15 protein-coding genes are annotated in these 18,303 nt (G+C 43.3%); 4 read left to right on the plus strand and 11 right to left on the minus strand.

Annotation, left to right across the window (positions count from 1 at the left end):
• Positions 1 to 371: 371 nt before the first annotated feature.
• From F6K64_RS38670 to F6K64_RS36365, 8 genes are all read right to left on the minus strand, one after another.
• Positions 372 to 617 carry a DpnII family type II restriction endonuclease gene (locus F6K64_RS38670; protein ID WP_081432014.1) on the minus strand — a complete coding sequence of 82 codons (246 nt, stop codon included), beginning with the start codon at positions 615 to 617 and terminating at the stop codon, positions 372 to 374.
• Positions 589 to 1,347 carry a DpnII family type II restriction endonuclease gene (locus F6K64_RS36335; RefSeq protein ID WP_008181737.1) on the minus strand — a complete coding sequence of 253 codons (759 nt, stop codon included), beginning with the start codon at positions 1,345 to 1,347 and terminating at the stop codon, positions 589 to 591. The genes F6K64_RS38670 and F6K64_RS36335 overlap by 29 nt, the downstream gene beginning before the upstream one ends.
• 152 nt (positions 1,348 to 1,499) lie before the next feature.
• Positions 1,500 to 2,465 (minus strand): DNA adenine methylase, encoded by a 966-nt coding sequence (locus F6K64_RS36340; RefSeq protein WP_008181738.1) that lies wholly within the window; start codon positions 2,463 to 2,465, stop codon positions 1,500 to 1,502.
• Positions 2,466 to 3,065: 600 nt separating this feature from the next.
• Positions 3,066 to 3,677, minus strand: a complete 612-nt coding sequence (locus tag F6K64_RS36345) for a hypothetical protein (RefSeq protein ID WP_008181740.1) — start codon at positions 3,675 to 3,677, stop codon at positions 3,066 to 3,068.
• A gap of 201 nt (positions 3,678 to 3,878) precedes the next feature.
• Positions 3,879 to 4,031, minus strand: a complete 153-nt coding sequence (locus tag F6K64_RS36350; RefSeq protein WP_154659725.1) for a hypothetical protein — start codon at positions 4,029 to 4,031, stop codon at positions 3,879 to 3,881.
• A gap of 153 nt (positions 4,032 to 4,184) precedes the next feature.
• Complete coding sequence (locus F6K64_RS36355; RefSeq protein ID WP_008181742.1) at positions 4,185 to 4,391, minus strand: WD40 repeat domain-containing protein; 207 nt, start codon at positions 4,389 to 4,391, stop codon at positions 4,185 to 4,187.
• 369 nt (positions 4,392 to 4,760) lie between these two features.
• The gene (locus F6K64_RS36360; RefSeq protein ID WP_008181744.1) at positions 4,761 to 6,029 is read right to left on the minus strand and encodes an AAA-like domain-containing protein; all 1,269 of its coding nucleotides are present in this window, start codon (positions 6,027 to 6,029) and stop codon (positions 4,761 to 4,763) included.
• Between the two features lie 22 nt (positions 6,030 to 6,051).
• Positions 6,052 to 7,389, minus strand: coding sequence for an AAA-like domain-containing protein (locus F6K64_RS36365; protein WP_008181745.1), 1,338 nt, complete (start codon positions 7,387 to 7,389; stop codon positions 6,052 to 6,054).
• A 719-nt stretch (positions 7,390 to 8,108) separates the two neighbouring features.
• Here F6K64_RS36365 and F6K64_RS36370 point away from each other — a divergent pair.
• Together F6K64_RS36370 and F6K64_RS36375 are read left to right on the plus strand one after the other, a co-directional pair.
• Complete coding sequence (locus F6K64_RS36370) at positions 8,109 to 9,512, plus strand: putative bifunctional diguanylate cyclase/phosphodiesterase (protein ID WP_008181747.1); 1,404 nt, start codon at positions 8,109 to 8,111, stop codon at positions 9,510 to 9,512.
• Positions 9,513 to 9,838: 326 nt separating this feature from the next.
• A complete protein-coding gene (locus F6K64_RS36375) occupies positions 9,839 to 11,260 on the plus strand; it encodes a cytosine deaminase (RefSeq protein ID WP_287298257.1) in 1,422 nt (473 codons plus the stop codon).
• On the opposite strand, the gene F6K64_RS36380 is transcribed toward F6K64_RS36375, so the two are convergent.
• A complete protein-coding gene (locus F6K64_RS36380; RefSeq protein ID WP_287262994.1) occupies positions 11,257 to 11,469 on the minus strand; it encodes a hypothetical protein in 213 nt (70 codons plus the stop codon). The genes F6K64_RS36375 and F6K64_RS36380 overlap by 4 nt on opposite strands.
• Positions 11,470 to 11,628: 159 nt before the next feature.
• Entirely contained in the window at positions 11,629 to 12,417 is a 789-nt protein-coding gene (locus F6K64_RS36385; RefSeq protein WP_008180381.1) for a DUF4058 family protein, read from the minus strand.
• Positions 12,418 to 12,797: 380 nt separating this feature from the next.
• Here F6K64_RS36385 and F6K64_RS36390 point away from each other — a divergent pair, with 380 nt between their 5' ends.
• Together F6K64_RS36390 and F6K64_RS36395 are read left to right on the plus strand one after the other, a co-directional pair.
• Positions 12,798 to 14,381 (plus strand): tyrosinase family protein, encoded by a 1,584-nt coding sequence (locus F6K64_RS36390; protein ID WP_044492368.1) that lies wholly within the window; start codon positions 12,798 to 12,800, stop codon positions 14,379 to 14,381.
• 12 nt (positions 14,382 to 14,393) lie between these two features.
• On the plus strand, positions 14,394 to 14,822 hold the full coding sequence (locus F6K64_RS36395; protein WP_008180385.1) for a hypothetical protein: 429 nt from the start codon (positions 14,394 to 14,396) through the stop codon (positions 14,820 to 14,822).
• A 269-nt stretch (positions 14,823 to 15,091) separates the two neighbouring features.
• Here F6K64_RS36395 and F6K64_RS36400 read toward each other — a convergent pair.
• Positions 15,092 to 18,303 (minus strand): CHAT domain-containing protein (locus F6K64_RS36400; RefSeq protein ID WP_287267871.1); only part of this gene is annotated, 3,212 nt, incomplete at its 5' end.

The following is an 18,303-nucleotide window of genomic DNA, read 5'->3' on the forward strand; positions in this document are numbered from 1 at the left end:
TCTTGGGGGTTTCCCCCAAGACCGCGCTGCATCGCTAAATTTCTGGGGGGATTTCCCCCCTGGCAGAAGCTAAGGTCTAATCAAATAAGATCACATCAGGTTAGGTTTGGGATCTGACTGACATCAAAATTTCAATCCACTTACTGTGGCATTGAAAAAGCCGTGGACATTATGTCTACGGCTTTTTTTTTACTATATTTGGGTTGATAATGCGGGTTTATTAAGACTTCAACTTTATCAAGTTAGTGCTGATTAGTTTAAGACTTATAGCATTTCGATTTGAGTTGTGAACATACTACCTTATGGAAATCAAAGAAGTGTGTTTATAACTATATACAAACGCTATATCATCCATTAAAATCCAAAGAGAATCAGTGGTCTAATATCAAAGCCTCTAGGACACCTTTTTCAACCATATCCAGGTTGAGAATGTAATCAATTTTATCAAAGGTATCGCGAAGAGGTCTTTTAGCTGTTAGCCAACCAAAACCATCGGTAATCCAGATAAATTCGTGACCATCTTGTTTCCACTGTAAAAATATCTCGCTATACTCACCAGCTGTCGCTTTTAGTTTAGAGCCACCACCTCTATAAAAGTTTGTTTCGATTAAAGCGATGCAGCGCGGTCTTGGGGGTTTCCCCCATGAGCGACTGCATCAAGACAACCAGTTTCTTAGGAGTATTAATTGCAAAATCAATCGTTTTAGACGCTTTTTTGATGGTAAGGTGTTTACCAAATTCTGATCTGATGCCATCTGACTTAGCCTGCGGGATGTACTGAAATCCATGACGAGTACAGATAGAATTGACAAAGTACTCGACGATGTCTTCCATGGCTTTACCGCCCCGGTTTTTGCGAGCATTTGTATCTAGACCGACCTCGACACCGATAAAGTAATCTGTTAGGGACTTGATACGTCTTGAGGTGATTTGCTCTAGGAAACCTAACTCCTTTAGGAAAACAATAGCTTTATCAATATCTTCTTCTGTTAAATTTTCTTTCTTTTTAAAACTGAAATTATCATAGTTAAATTTTACTGATTGATAGTCGGTTAAAATCTGAAACTTCTGATCACGACAAGCTAGCAAGGCTGGAATGATAGAGATTAGCTTTGGATGTTCTCTGAATAACACTCTTGCTTCTTCTTCAAGATTATCCTTGCCCACAAGATAGTTCAAAAGATTGAGACTAATCTCAATATCTCTAACATTTTTCCCAACCTTATTCCAATTTACGAAATAATCCCATTTCAAAATAGAGGGTTTCAGGGTTGCCATCACATACTCGAATACGCTGTCAGAGTCATTACAGCCAAGATTTTCCCTAAATACAGAATGAAATTTCATCGGATTTGTCCTGTGTCCTATGTCATTTGTCCTTTTTGAATAAAATAACCAATGGTAAAATTATTCCCCCTCTCCCCCCTCTACCTTCTTATAGTTACTCCTATAGTTACATGATTGCAATGCTCCTTTTTCAGATTGCTTTGAATGTTAATTCAATAGTTAGTAACCAGAAGTTCCCTAATTTCTCCTCTGCTATTTCCTTTTGAGTTTATTCTACGGGATGCCGATACTCGCTCGATCTTAAACCCTTGATATAAGTCATCGAAAAACAAATCATCAACATAGTTAGTTGGATCAGAATTGCTGAGCATTTGATGGGCTCCTGCCTGATCAGTTTTCACAAACACATCCCGTAAACGACGCTGCTCACTATCATCAAAGTCTAGGGAATGATAGGAATTGAAATTGGAGGTTTTGCTGATAGGACGATAGGGAGGATCATAGTAAATAAAGGTGCTATGATCAGCATATTTCAGAACTTGACTAAAGTCCCTTTGTTCTATTTGAGCAATTTCGAATAGCTTGGAGACAGCTCGCAGATTATTGGCATTCAGAATTTTAGGATTTTTGTATCGTCCCACTGGCACATTAAATTCTCCTTTGCTATTGACCCGATACAGACCGTTAAAGCAAGTTTTATTCAGAAAAACCGTTATGGCAGCTCGCTTGCTCCAATTCCGAGCGTAAGAGTTAGCATCTATTTGTTTATTAAAGGTGTTATATTTTTTGCGGTATTCGTAGTATAATGCTTTCCGACGTTGATCATCTTTGGGTAGGTATGTATTACTAAGCTTTAACAGTTCTTTGATCAGTGATTCAACATCCTGTTGGATAACCTTATAAAGGATAATTAGCTCAGGATTGGTATCGAATAGATAAGCTTTCTGGATATCGAAACTGTTGACAATATCGAAAAAAACTGCACCTCCTCCCACGAAGGGCTCGATATAAGTCGTCAGACTTCCCTTGCGTAGCTTTGGTGAGTATCTCTCTCGAAGTTGTGGCAGAAGCTGCGTTTTGCCACCTGCCCATTTTAGCACAGGAGATGCTAATTCTCTTTCTTTTTTTATTGGGTGCTGTATTAGGGTAAATGGTTCAGATTCTGTTAAAATAGCCACGTTTGTAATTAGTAAAATTGCATACCATCAATATTGTATAGCATTTTTATTTGAGATGTAAACATAGGATTAATATAACAAGGAAATAGGGAACAGGGAACAGGGAACAGGGAACAGGGAACAGTAGTCAAAATATGCCATATTTTTTTGATTTTATTCTAAATAAGCATTGGTTTTGATGATAGCTTTATCAAGGCTATATATCCCTCAGCTATTATGATTTTTTCACCATGCCAGATAACTTGTATCTAGGAAATATTTTATTAAATTTTTTTTTTATGCTAATTTAATCCAGTTTTTACAAAAAAAAATAAGTATTAAAAATAATTGATTGTTGATATTTAAAAATATCTTAATTTATATCAAATCCGGATAATTGCCCACACTTACGATATCCAGACAAAATCTTTCTCCCCCTGCTCCCCTGCTCCCGTAAGCATTCAGCCGTGAGCTAAAAGCTCACGCTACGCGAACAGCGATCAGCCGTCAGCCGTGAGCTAAAAGCTCACGCTACTTGAGATGCCGTCAGCCACAGACTCAAAGCTGATAGCTAATAGCTGATAGCTAATAGCTGATCGCTGATCGCTGATCGCTGATCGCTTACCCAAGAACAGCTACCAAAATTCGGAACAATTCTTCTAAATCAGCTGGAACACGGTAAAGATTCAGGTCTTGAGTAACTTGTTTATGCTCTCGGTGCAAAAGCCCAAATTGCCAGATATCCCCTGTAGAAACAGCACCCTGTAAAATCAATTGGTCAGCGTCACTCCATAGATCGAGAGCAATCAGTTCTACAGCAAGTTGGGTAAAGCCTCTTTGGATATTAGCATTTTTGGCTTCTATTACCAGCAGTTTACTATCTGTATAAAGATAATAGTCTAGATAACCTTTTAAGTACTCTGTTACAGTGAGAGGATATTCGATTCTTAGCTGAGCTTGAGTATAGTGGACTAAATCAAGCAAGATCGGAGCGATTAGTAATTCCCGTCGAGCTGCTTCACTGGTTAAACTAACATAGGGTAAGCTTTCTTCAATTCTGGATTGAAGACCAGAAAGTCGGTCTAGTTTTGTCGTAGACTTTTCTAAAGTCAAAGAGCTTCGCTTCAAGGTATAGCCAAATTCCGCCAAAATGTCTTCTGGCTCAACGACCATATCAAAATAACTTCTAAAGGTATAAGATTTACCAGGTTGGAGGATGGGAATTTTGTTCATTATTAAGATAGGGAGTCGGGAGTGTGGGGGGATGGTAAGATAGGGATATAGGGAGATGGGGAGATTTTTATTAAGGGTAATTATCCTGAAATTATCTAATTTTAATTATCTATATAATTGATAATTATATCATGAACAATTTTGCTGATTTATCATAATATCAAACACTCTTTGGATCTCTTGACGACTACTCCCCGCTCCCTACTCCCTTTTCAAGTGCTTAATCCGATCACAAAGAGTGCGATCGCGTTTTTCTAGCTCAGCATTTGTGCTCAAATAATCCTGGAGCCAATCACAACTATAGGTTAGGACTTGATCAAGATCCAGGACTTGATCCACATTCCACAAAATCACGTTATAGCAGAAGTCATTTGTCAGAAGTCATTTGTCAGAAGTCAAACTCTTGCGCTTCTTGATGCAGTCGCTCATGGGGGAAACCCCCAAGACCGTAATGGTGCGCTTGACCTTGGCGAATTAAATTCGCCACGGGTCGCACCTCTGCATCGCTTACAAAGGGTGTGAGACTAATGTCGATGTCCTAACTGCCCTGGCGACTGCTATACTATCAGCACTGGCAGAAGCTAGAATTTCCCCATCTTGGCTGAAGGCGATGCCCTCTACCTCATCCTGATGTGCGGTGAGGGTAGTGAGCAAGGTACCATCATTCTTCCCCAAGGGGACTCCCGTTATAGTCGTTCGCGCAGCGTCTGGCACTGCCAGTAAGACAAGCGCGGGAGGGGAATTGGGGACTGAAAATGTTGCGTATCATTGAAAATTTGTGCTATAATAAACACAAAAACATCAAGCGAGAGTTAGCCACTTAATTTATTCAGTGGGCGGCGTTCGCGTAGCGTGGCCAAAGGCCAGCGTACCGGGATTTATCCCGGCTATCGTGTTAAACTAGAATAGTAAGTAAGAACAAGGTTGGTTACGTTGATTTTTTGCGCTTTTCGGTGAAATCCCAGCCAGTAAGAGACGGGGTAAATCCTACTCCTCAAGGAACAGGCAAGCAATGCAGCAAAAAGGACCTCTGCATCGCTGCTAGAAGGTCTAATGATTCGCCAGAGCATTTTCTCAACTTTCTCAACTTGAGTCTGGGTATTTGCCTTTGCCCCAGCTAACTGTTGCAGTTTGTTCCAAGCCTTGATGGCTACGGGCATCTGCCCAAGCTAGGGCATCGAGTAAGGCTTGACCAGGCAATAGTCTCGATTCATCCTGACAATCACCATTGAACCAAGCTCTTAGACTTGTAGCATAGGGACGAAGATTTGATAGTTGCTTGCTGACCCAATCACAGTTGAAAACAGCAGCATAAATGGGGTTGCGGACCTTAACCTTGCCCTCAGTCTTGACCACTAATCCCGACAGTAGCAATTCCATTTGTTCCCAACTGTCATCTGCTGCTACTGCTCCCTGTTGCAGAATTTGCTGATAAAGTCCTAATAACCGCCCAGCCCGTTGCTCATTACTGAGAATGCGATCGCGTATGGTCCTGAGATGCTCTGGTTCATCTTGGACTTCCCAGTTGTCGATAATCCGCCTATCCACAAGAGACTCAAGGGATTTGCCATTGACAGTACCATTCTCTATATCCTCTAGAATCAGCTGACATAGCTTTTGAGTCAGTAAAGGCTGTCCTCCCGTAAACCCCAAGATTTCCCTAAGTAAGGCTTTGGGATTGCTAACCATTCCGTTAAATCCTAGCCCTAGGGGTTTGGCTTCTTCCAGAGTAAATCCACATAACTCAATCCCCCGTCCGATATTAAACGGAGTGCGTTGCTTATCTACGATCAAATCCGAGGGAGTGGCTACCCCTAACAAGACAAAACTGAGGCGTTGGTAGGCTTGGTTTTCTGTGCGCTTGTTGTAGCAGGCTCGGATCAGGGCAAAAAAATCTTCAATCGGAAACGATAAACCCAGAATGCTATCGATTTCATCAATAAAGATCACCAAATTTCCCTCAACCTCTGCCAGTAGCACCTCCTCAATAAAATCACTCAGACGCTTGACTGGGGATAGATCAGAGCGTGAGCGCCACCAAGCTCGTAAATTGACCTGGAGGTTGAAGCTGCTGACAAGACAGCGTATTATGCTAGCATACCACTGGTCTGCTGTCAAATCTTGGGTACCAATTTCCGTCAAATCAACGATTCCACAGTGGATGCCTATTCCTTGTAATCGGTGAGTAGTTTGCACCCTCAAAGAAGACTTACCCATTTGCCTGGAGGTAAGGACATAGCAAAACTCACCGGCTACCAGAGCCTGATACAAATCCTGATCTGCTTTACGACGCACATAGCAGGGGGTATCAGGGGGTAAACTCCCGCCAACTTGATAGTTGTGCTTTTTCATAACTTCCAGGCATCCATGGGTTTTAGCCCAGGTGAGTACTAAAGTACTGACGATACAAATCACAACTAGGTACAGCCCCCTGTTTGTGGAGCTGTACTAATCCTAAACTTTGCAACTTAAAGGCTAGCTTTTGCTCTAATTCCACTGGCTGGGATGACATCACTACTTTTCCATAGGCTGCGACCAGTTGTGGATATTGTTGTAGATTCCACCATTGTCGTCGAAGGTCATCATGATAAATCCCCGATTCCCTTGCTGCTGAATTCAATAACTCTTCAAAGGTAACGTCACCGCGCCTAAGATGATATAACGCTACCCTTAAAAGACAAGGATTTCCTCCTACTTTAGCCATAATTAAAGATACGTGATCGACCCTCGAATCATCAGTACCCCAATCGATTCCGTGGCGACGGGCTAATTCTTGCACTTGGGCCTTGGTAAACTCTGGCAATTCAATGGATAATCCCACATTAAACGGCGATTGGTGGATATGTAAGGCAATATAAACGTCAGTAGAATGTATAATAATTAAGCGCAGTTTTTGCCAAATTGTGCTACCAGTTACACCGTATTTGGCTTTTTCATACCAAGCTCGCAGCAAACCGAGGAAATCCGTGGCAATAGCAGGGTAATTAAACAACAGGTTGACCTCATCTAATGCCAATACCATCGGTGTATCTATTTCTTTTAATAGATAATTCTCGAAGTAATCTGTGGTATTACCACTGCTGCCAAAGATATCATCCCAATAATCATTTAGTCGATTTGGTAATTCTAGGCTACGAGTGACTGTGGCACAGAACCATTGTAAAAATCGTTCTAAATCCGTAAAGACATTGGCATCAGCTTGCTGCAAGCTCAGAGCGACTGTGCGGAAGCCAGATGCTCTAGCGTGATCAAGAATCCTCACCATCAGGGAGGTTTTACCCATCTGTCTAGGGGCTTTAATTCGGATTAATGCCCCTGGCTGCAACACTGTTTCGTAACATAGAGAGTCATTGGGGGGACGCTCGATATAAAAAGAAGAATTGAGAGGGACCACACCTCTAGGTAATTCGAACTCTGTAGGTAATTCCAGCTCGACCTCTGGCAACTCCTGAAGCTCGACCTCTCGTAATCGGTCCCTGATCACAGAACGAATGTTATTTTTTGTGATCTTCTCTCCAAACACCTCTGACAGGATATGCCATAAGCGGGAGCCAACCACCCGAATGTAATCGGCGTCGTAACCAGACCCCTCAGCAATCTCTTGATAAGTTTGTCCTGACCAACATTGGCGGAGCACCAGTTCTTGAACTGCGTTTAAGCGTTCGGGTTTGATGACCGTATCCACCATCGCCAATGCTTCTTCAACACTCATTACTTTTTATTATGTAATCAATTAGAATTATTTATTACTTTTTCTCACAGACAAAGCCACATTGCCGATTTACCTTAAAGTCAGGGATCGCAAATCGTCCTTTAGGGTTAACACCAAGCCAGCGATCAATAGCCGATCGCTGGCTACCTACTTCAAGGGGGATCAGCTTCCCTAGTCAACCAGGCTTAAGCAATTAAGCCATCTAAAAACTACCTATACGGGTTAAAGGGTAACAGTTAAAACTACCTCGTAATTGTGGGCATCCAAGAATAGGGCATGGGATTTACCCCTAGTCCATGCTCTATTTTGTTTTCCCTAGTTAACTAATCTAGTTAACTAATGGTTAACTAAGATGTTCCATCACTGATCCACGGTAGTGCTCCACGGTGGCTAGCGTTCTCTTGAAGTTGGGTTTTCGACAGTTGGCCGTTGCTTGTTTATCGTCCACATTCACTCAACATTCAACAGTCCCACCTCTGATTTAAACGGTATAACCGCAACTTAGGATGACCCCAAACAGCGTTATTGATTTGCTTAGTCAAACCATCAGTAAGGATGTTCATCGTTAACAACCATTAACAAAATTGAGCTTAAAGAATAGGGTAAAAGGTTAACTATACCACAGCTTTTGCCTTTTGGGTTTCCTTTTGGGTTTCCTTTTTGGCTCAATTATCAATGAGTAACTCAATTGAGCTAATTCAGGGTGATAGAGAAAGTAGGTGTTCGCTAGAAGTAACAATGATCAGCAAGATCAGCAACCTGTACAAAGGTTTCAGGATTCTACCTTTAATGACCTCCTGATTCCCTGGCTCAACGCAGATAGTTTTAGGAGACGGTTGAGGCAAGTAATCCAGAGGTCAAAGTGGTATAAGGGTTATCGATTCGCCGTCTTATTGGTGGCTTTGGAACGTTTTAAAGTCATTCAGTTTAGTATGGGACGGCAGGTGGGAGCAAAATTGCTAAAGGCTTTTGATTCTCGCTTGACTGATGCCCTGAATTCTACCGTTAACTATACCGTTAACTATACCGTGGCGCGGTGGTCCGAAGATGAATTAGCTATCTTACTCAAAGACATTAACGATGTCAGTGAAGCTACCTTGGTAGCAGAACAGATTGGCACTAGCCTGCGGACGCCTTTTTCGATTGATGACCATGAGATTTTTTTGAGTGCCAATATTGGAATTGCTAGCAATGACAGGGATGATTACCAAGCCTCTGCTTTTCTTGACAACGCCAGTCTAGCTCTTTATCGAGCCAAAATGGAGAGTAACACTGGCTATAAGCTGTTTACCCCTGCCATGCGCACCCGGAGTATAGAGCGGTTGGAGTTAGAAGATAGTTTACGCTTGGGTATTAAGCGCGAAGAATTGCGGCTTTATTACCAGCCAATTGTGTCTCTTGAAACCCATAAGCTGGCTGGCTTTGAGGCACTGGTGCGGTGGGAGCATCCCGAACGGGGACTGCTGTTGCCAGCAGAGTTCATTCCAGTGGCAGAAGAAACAAAGCTGATTGTGCCACTGGGTTGGTGGGTACTACGCCAGGCTTGCCAACAAATGTGGCAGTGGCAACAACAGTTTCCCCAATATCAGGATTTAACGATCAGCGTTAACATCTCCAGCTTACAATTATCCCAACCGGATCTAATCGGTAAAATCGACACAATTTTGTGGGATTCTGGTCTCGATGCCCAGAGTTTGAAACTAGAGATCACAGAAAGTTTACTGCTGGAAACCACTGCAGTGGTTCTGTTGGAGAAACTCAAACAGCGACAGATTCAGTTGTGCATTGATGATTTTGGGACTGGTTATTCTGTCTTAAGTTACTTGCCAAATTTACCGATAGATATATTAAAAATTGACCGCTCTTTTGTAAAAGGTATGAGTGATGATCACAAACATGGGGAAATTTTGCGGTGGATGGTAAAGTTGGCAAACGACCTCGGCATAGATGTAGTAGCAGAGGGAGTGGAAACTGAAAAGCAATTGGCACAGCTTTGTGATTGGCGTTGTCAATATGGACAGGGGTATTGGTTTTCTAAGCCTTTAAATCCCGAAGCTACTGAAGCCTGGTTAGAGACTCTAAGTGTGGGGAGATGGGGAGATGGGGAGATGGGGAATCGGTAAGTTAGAAGTTAGAAGTTAGAAGTTAGAATTTAGAATTTAGAATTTAGAATTTAGAATTTAGAATTTAGAATTGGGAATCGGGAATCGGGAATCGGGAATCGGGAACTTCGGATAAAGGAAGATTAGAACAGCAGAGGATTTCTTGGTGTGATCAGAAATCAGGATTGGGTTTGATGATCGACTGCGCGTTTATGATACTGTTTATGATACTTATGAGGTACATTCAATTTTCCCATAGGCCACTCCCGACTCCCGACTCCCGACTCCCGACTCCCGACTCCCGACTCCCGACTCCCGACTCCCGACTCCCGACTCCCGACTCCCTAATGATTCCCAACGCCGAACGATACTGGCTCACAAATGCCTACGTACCATTTTGCCTACTGGAAAACAGCAACGTTTGCGTCCGCAACGAGCAGGGTTTGTGCTTAGTTGATATTGAAATTAATCAGGGAGCCATTGGTGCAATAGTTTCAAAGGCGATTGTTCCCAAAGGGCAGCAAAACACGATGGTCGAAAAGAGCCGCTACGCGATCGCAAACAGTACCGAAAACAGTATCGCAAACAGTGTTGAAGCTAGCACAGATACCAGTAACATACCTAGTGACATCCCCAGTATAAATCTCCGGCAAGGACAAGTATGGCCCTGTTTTCTAGATATACACACCCATCTGGATAAAGGTCATATTTGGGAACGGTCTCCCAACCCTGATGGTACTTTTAATAGTGCCTGTCTGACCGGAGATGCTGATGCCCAAACCTATTGGCAACGGTCAGATTTATATCGGCGCATGGAATTTGGAATCAAATGTAGCTATGCTCATGGGACCAAAGCTATCCGCACCCACATTGACTCGGTCGGCGAACAAGCTGCCATTAGCCTAGGCGTTTTCCAAACCCTCCAGAAAGAATGGCTTGACAGAATTACCCTACAAGCGGTGTCTCTAGTTACTCTAGATTATTATCAAACTCCCGCTGGCATGACCTTAGCCGACAAAATTGCTGAAGTCGGAGGCATACTTGGGGGAGTAGCCTATAGCAACCAAGACCTGGAGGCTCAACTCGATAGGGTTTTTTCCTTAGCTAAGGAGAGAAACCTCAACCTAGATTTCCATGCTGATGAAAACGGTAATCCCGATTCCCATTGCTTACGAAAGATTGCCCAAGCTGCGATTCGTCATCAGTTTACCGGAAAAATTATTTGTGGTCACTGTTGCAGTTTGGCCATGCAACCCTTAGACGAGGTTGCGGAAACTCTCAAGTTGGTCAAAGCAGCAGGAATTGCTATTGTTAGCTTACCCATGTGCAATCTTTATCTACAAGATCGACAGGCTAACTGTACACCCTTTTGGCGGGGAGTCACCAGGCTCCATGAAATTAAACAACAGGGTATTCCGGTAACCTTGGCTAGTGATAATTGTCGAGACCCCTTTTATGGATTTGGGGATCATGATGTATTAGAAGTCTTTACCCAAGCCGTAAGGATTGCCCATTTAGATATGCCCATCGGTGATTGGCCTTGTGCAGTAACCAAGACAGCCGCTGATTTAATGGGTTTACCTGACATGGGTAGGATTGGAGTGGGACTCCCGGCAGATTTGATTTTGTTTAAGGGACGCCATTTCAGTGAACTTTTGTCCCGTCCCCAGCATGACCGAATTATCTTGCGTCAGGGTCAGCCAATTGATACTAGGTTGCCGGATTATGCTGAGTTGGATGATTTATTGAATTTAGAATTTAGAATTTAGAATTTAGAATTGGGGAATCGGGAATCGGGAGTCGGGAATCGGGAATCGGGAGTCGGGAATCGGGAATCGGGAATCGGGAGTCGGGGCAACAGATGTGTAGGGTGTGTTAGGGGCGGGCTTGCCCTAATTTTCCACTTCGTCGCCAGTATTAGAATAGCCCGCCCCGTAACGCACCACCAAGTAGAATGCGCGAATTGGGAATTTAGCAACAGATGTGTAGGGTGTGTTAGGGGCGGGCTTGCCCTAATTTTCCACTTCGTCGCCAGTATTAGAATAGCCCGCCCCGTAACGCACCACCAAGTAGAATGCGCGAATTTAGAATTAGGAATTTAGAAAAAATTATCTGTACCTGATAACTATGAAAATTGCTATATAGCAGTTTTCAACAATTCCTTAGCCCATATCCGATTTGTTTCTGATAAAGCTGGTACTGGCTCTTGGTCATAATCGAGTTGATAATCATAACCCCCTCGCTCATAAACGCTATTAATTATAGCTTGTAAATCTACTATCGCTTCAGAATCTTCTGGACGTAATGGTAGGGAAAAAGCTGGTAGCTGCTCTGGGAGATTATAAGTATACAATTCGCCTCGTGGACGATGCTCCTCTCGACTAACCAAAACACGATAATCGCTATCGATAGTATTATCTAAGAGTGGCATTGGTTTCCAGCCTCTGAGCAAATCGATTTCCACTAAATTGGTCAAGCTTCCTAACACCCGTTGGCGTTTTTTTAGGTAAGTTTCTCTCCCTTCACCAGAGCGCTTATTTACTGGAGATAAAACTTCGATAGCGGTTACCACAGCACCGGTAGTCATATCTCTTACTTCCAAATACCCTTGCTTGATTTGTTCAGGCATAGGAACCATTACTGTTACTGGTTTTGTGGTTGGTGACGCAACAGCAACCTTAGAGCTGGAAGAATCTTCAGTATTCGGTTGACGTTTAACAGTAACATCAGGAATTCCCACTAATAAGACGTCATCTTGGTTACTTTTATTAACCTGATAAATTCGCTTTTCAATAGCTACTTTATACTTCGGACGTACCTGAGGAATTAAAGACTCAGCAATTAAACTAATCAACCAATGATGTACTTCTGGCCATAAATCCGGATGCTCTAAATACGGATCCATACCGGGAAAGATTGACGGCATCCCTTAACCTCCCATCAGCTCTGTCTTCTAGGTTAACAGAGGGATTAGGGAGTCGGGGTAAGAGAGGGAAGTGTGGGAGGTGATCCCAGGTGTGGGGAGATGGGGGGATAAGGAGTTAAATGAGCAACGGTTGTGTCCCCCCCTGATTAAGAATTCCTAGTTTCCATGGTGCGTACAAGCTGCTCGCCCGATACCTACACATAGCAATTATAAATCAGTTGTAAAATCGGCAAAATCTGAAATTATTGCAGGGCTTGGGTTATAGCGTTGGCTAAGGCCACTATATTTTATGACTCATATGAAATTGCTATATATAGTAGTATTATTACAAGATGTCAAATGACAACTTGTCATTCACTTGTAACTATCTCATTAGAGTCATGACAGATAACAAAGATTTAACAGGACTTTCCCGCAGAAGTTTTCTTGTTGGTACAGGCAGTATCCTCTTGGCATCAACATTGCCCATAGGACAGGCCTCTGCCCAAACAACCACCTATATCCGCCGCAACTTATCAGATCCATCAGCACCCCTGAAGAGTTATAAAAAAGCAATCAAAGCAATGTTGGAGCTGCCGCCCTCCGATCCTCGAAACTGGTACCGCAACGCCTTTATTCATATCCTCGATTGCCCCCACGGCAACTGGTGGTTCCTGCCCTGGCACCGAGGCTATCTTGGTTGGTTTGAGAAAACCTGCCGCAAACTCAGTGGCGACCCCAATTTTGCTTTGCCCTATTGGGATTGGACTGAGCAACCCTCTATTCCAGAGGTCTTTTTTGAGGGGGTACTTAATCCCTCCCATGAAGCCTTTATTTCCAGCTACGAAACTTTTAAGCAACAGTTCCAAGATCCCATGAGTGATTTTTGGAACTCCCTATCTACAGATCAATTATGTCAACAGAAATTGCGTAGATACTGCTCAATTGATGATGTTTGGCAAGCTATAGAAAACCCAAAGGCTCCGATGTTCTACCCTGACGACTATGCTCGTGCGCTAACCGAGCTGTGCTCTGATTTCGACTATCACACCAGTATAGCAGTCTCAAAAGATACTATTAAAGAAGCTCTTGCTCCCAGCAATTTCATAGAGTTCGGTAGTGCTGTCGCCGAGTGCCATAATAGCCAAGAGACTAGTTTCGCCGTTCTTGAGGGTCAACCCCATAACCTCGTCCACAACAACATCGGTGGTTTCATGGAGGAATTTCTGTCCCCTGTCGATCCGATTTTCTTCATGCATCATTGCAATATAGATCGACTATGGGATGTGTGGACCCGTAAGCAAGAAAATTTGGGTTTTCCGACCCTACCTAAAGGTGAAAAACTAGCCAAATGGCAAGCAGAACCCTTCCTGTTTTTCATTGATGAGAATGGTAATCAAGTTCAGGCAAATACGGCGGGGGATTATGCTACGATTGGCGACTTCAATTATTTCTATCAGCCTGGCTCTGGTGAGGACCTGCTTTCAGCATACCAGAAGGTCAGGACCGAGCCAATAGTCTTTTCTGGTGAAAAAATCAGTCGCTCGTTGAACTTCAAGCAGTTATCCAAGAGGAATGTTAAAGTTCCTCAGGAGATCCTTAAAGCCGCTGTGGCAAGCAGCAATGGATCCAGTATTGTTCCTGAAATTACAAGTATTGTTGCTGAAATTACAATTAACGTTCCAGCCAATTTGCGGGATGTTAGATTTAACGTTTTAGTCAATTCCCCAGAAGGACAAGACAGGATTGGGTTATATAAAACTCACCTTGTAGGAGCGTTGGAGTTGTTCGGCACACTCCACCACAGCGGTCCTGTAACCTTCACCCTTCCACTGACTCGTGCATTGAAGGCTTTGGCTAAGAAGAAGAAACTAGATCTAGATATAGATCAACCTTTACAAGTCGGCCTTGTGCCGGATAGCAAGAGGATCAGGTGGGATTCCTTAGAGGCAACCCTTGAATCTGTGAATATCAAAATCTTCTAGGACACTACTGTTATGGAAATGATGCTGAAGCGCTTTACTTTAGTAATTTTTGCCAGTCTATGTCTGTTTCTTGGGGGAGGGATTCAATATTCCCACGCTGCTGATTTGGCGGGGCAGGTGACCTTGGCGTTGCCCCGCACTCCAGCTCACGATGAGGCAGTCAGAGTAAGGATCTCTGCGGGGGTTCTACCTCGCCGTTCCAGTATTGTGGTGCGGTCGATGGATGGTAGAATTCTAGGGACGGTTTCTCCTTTTGGGGTGAGGCCAGGCCAGCCTTCGGGAGTTTACACGATTCCCCTGCCGGAGAGGGTTTTGAAGGATGGAAAAGTGTCTTTAGTGTTGCAACTTAAGCAGAAGGGTGCGAAGGGGGTTCGTGCTCCCAGTGCAGAAGAGTTCTTGGGGGCAGAGTTGGTTTATATTCCCATTACACCTTTTGATTAGACCTGGAATTTAGGCAAACTGAAATAAGCCAAATCAACCAGGAAGATTGGCCTTGAGGACACAAGAAAAAGCCTGATCCATGAGAGGGTAGCTTTTGGGTCTAGGCTTTTTCTGTATCAGTTCAACCAAATAGGAACCTAAAGGGCGTAAGTATAGCAGTCGCCAGGGTAATTAGGACATGACAAAAGTCTCAAACTACAGTTTGGCTTGAGTTTAACTTCTGACTTCTGACTTCTGACTTCTGCTATACCTCACCCAATTAAAAACTGCTATAATCCATTCCCAATTAAAATAAACGGTGCCCAATAAAAGGGATGCTCCAAACCATACTCTACTTTGGTAATTAAAGCAATTTGAGCTTGTCGGAGGGCTTCGGCTTTAGTAACGTTCCCCTGTTTCAGGACCTCATAAAATTTATTCATCAAGGCTTGGGTACCCTGGTCATCCACTGTCCACAGGGATGCGATCGCAGCATCGGCACCAGCATTTTGCATCAGATAACCAAAACCCAGGATTTCTTTGCCATCCCCCAATTCTCCCCCTAAGCCCGTTTGACAGGCACTGAGCACCACTAAATCTACATTAGACAAATCCCATTTTTCTTCTACCTCAGTCAGGGTAACATGACTGCCATCACCAAACAGAATAAATGAATCTTGTTTAGTTTTGTCGAACAGAGCGTGGGTGGCTAGATGCACTACGGAATAGTCATTCATCTGATAAATCGTCTCCCCATGAAATTGTTTATCGATGAAAGTTGTAGTGTTGGGAAAGGTTTCTGCCAGACGCTCTACTTCTGGTTGGGTAAAGGTTAAAGCAGCCAAGTTATGCCGTTTATCCCCTACCGGAATAGTATGGGCTTTCGTGACCGCAGCCGCAAACACGTCTAACTGTGGTGTCGGTTTATTATCTAGGGATGTTAGGCTCAGAGCAGTAATCTGATTAACTCTCAACCGCTCAATTAACCATTGCTCGCCATCATACAGTGCCCCTAGGGGAATATAGCGCAATTTGCCATCAGGTGCATAAATAATAGTTTTGGCATTAGCCTTGGCTAAGTCAGCTTCAATCGGTTTAATTAGCCAGTCGTACAGTTGCTCAGCGGGAGTTCTGGCATTACGAGCCGGATTTGCCAGGAGTCTGCGGAAGTTTTTAATCGCTCTTTCCAGGTCTTTTTGTTTTACCTTAACCGTGCGGCGAATCGGGGGAGCATAAGGAGTGACTAGGACTAATTCCAAGCGGTCATCTAATACTAGGGGATAGAGAATAACTGCATCCTGTTCCAATTGCTGGAGTTGTTCTTGTAATCGTTTAGCGTACTTCTTTAGGTCTAAGTTTTCTGCTTCTGTAGTTTCCCTCAATTTTGCCAAGCGAGCTTCTACCTCTGGACTCTTCAGGAAATTTTGAAAGTCTTTGGTGAGCTGGGCTTGATTTTTTCTAAGTTGAATGATTCGCTGTTGCTGGGTTTGGGTGCGCTTATGGTTAGGAATAGTTTGCAGTTCACTGAGTTCTTGACCCAGGGCAATGGCTTGGTCGATAATTGGTTGAGTTCCTTTGAGGATTTCCTGTTCTTCAGTTAGTTCGGTAATGCCATCAACGGTGTTATCATCCCCTCGCACATTACTCAGGTAATCCTGCAACTCCTGCACTTTCAGTAAATCCAGCACCCGTAGGGCTTCTAGGTTGCGATTTTGTTGGGTCAATAAATCAGCCAAGCGGCGATAGTCCTCAGCAACAGTGTTGGTAAAGGATTGTTGTTGTTCAATGGGCAGAACTTTTAAGTCTTTGCGGATCCCTTCTCGGACATTAACCGATTGTTTAAAGAAGGTAATCGCTAATTCCGATTGGTTTTGGCTATCATACAAGCTACCGATACCAGCCAGAATTTTCCCTTCCGTTAAGCGAGTGCCAAGGGTTCTGGAAAGGGCTAAGGCTTGTTGATAAGCTGCTAAAGCCTGGGGATAGTTTCCTAGGTTAGTGTAAACTATTCCCATATTGTACAAGGTAGAGCTAATCCCAGATTTTACCCCAATTGTTTGATTAATCCCTAAGGCTTGTTGATGATAGTCATTGGCTTTAGTATACTCTCCCAGTTTTTCATAAACTATTCCGATAGTAGTCAGGGTGTGACCTTGATCTAGGCGATTACCAATCTGTTGAGAAATAGCTAAAGATTGCTGATAGAATTGGAGAGACTTGGGGTATTGTTTTTGTTTTTGGTAAACTGTTCCGATGTTAGTCAGGGTTTCTGCAATCCCTTCCTTATCCCCAATTTTGGTAAAAATGGCATTAGCTTGGTTGAAGTAGTCCAAGGCTTGGGGATAATCTCCCAAATCCAGATAATTCAGCCCCATATAGTTATAGGTGGTGCCAATACCGTGCTGGTCACCAATGTCTTGACGAATGGCTAGGGATTTTTGATGATATTCTAGGGCTTTGGGATACTTTCCCCAGTAACTGTAAATTGTTCCGATGTTGCCTAGGGTAGCAGCTTCTGCATAACGTACGCCTATTTCTTGTTGAATAGCCAAGCTTTGCTGATAATAGTCTAGAGCTTGGCTATACTCCCCTTGGTAACTATAAACTGTTCCGATATTGTTAAGAGTCAGGCCAACTCCTCCCTTGTCACCAATCTCTTGCTTAATTCCTAGAGATTGCTGATCATACTTTAAGGCTTTGGCATAGTCTCCCCAGCTAATGTAAACTATTCCGATGTTGCCTAGAGTAATGGCTTGTAGGGAGCGTACGCCAATGTCTTGGGAAATAGTTAGAGATTGCTGGAAGTATTTTTTGGCTTGAGCATACTCACCCTGACTATTGTAAACATTCCCAATATTATTGAGGGTAGTACCTTCCCCTGAGCGATCCCCCAACTCTTGACGAATCCCTAGAGATTGCTGGTAGTATTCTTTTGCTAGGTCATACTCACCCTGACTATGGTAAACATTCCCAATATTATTGAGGGTAGTACCTTCCCCTGAGCGATCCCCAATTTCTTGAGAAATAGCTAGAGATTGCTGGAAGTATTCATTGGCTCGGTCATACTCACCCTGACTATCGTAAAAATTCCCAATATTATTGAGGGTAGTACCTTCCACTGAGCGATCCCCAATTTCTTGAGAAATAGCTAAAGCTTGCTGGTAGTATTCATTGGCTCGGTCATACTCACCCTGAAGAGAGTAAACCTGCCCAATATTATTGAAATTAGTAGCTTCCCCTGAGCGATCACCTATGTCTTTAGAAATAGCTAAAGCTTGCTGATAATAGTCTAGAGCTTGACTATACTTCCCGTATTCGTCATATATCCAGCCAATGTTGTTGAGTATAGTCGCAATTTTGATGGAATCGTTTAAACTTTTGCTAATAGTTAAGATTTGCTGGTAGTAATCTAGGGCTTGGCTGTACTTTCCCCAATTGCTGTAAACTCCCCCAATATTACTGAGGAGGTATACAGTAATGTTCTGGTCATTAATTTCTTTGG

Origin of the sequence: Moorena sp. SIO3A2, from assembly GCF_010672265.1 — a bacterium.
Lineage (GTDB): Bacteria > Cyanobacteriota > Cyanobacteriia > Cyanobacteriales > Coleofasciculaceae > Moorena > Moorena producens.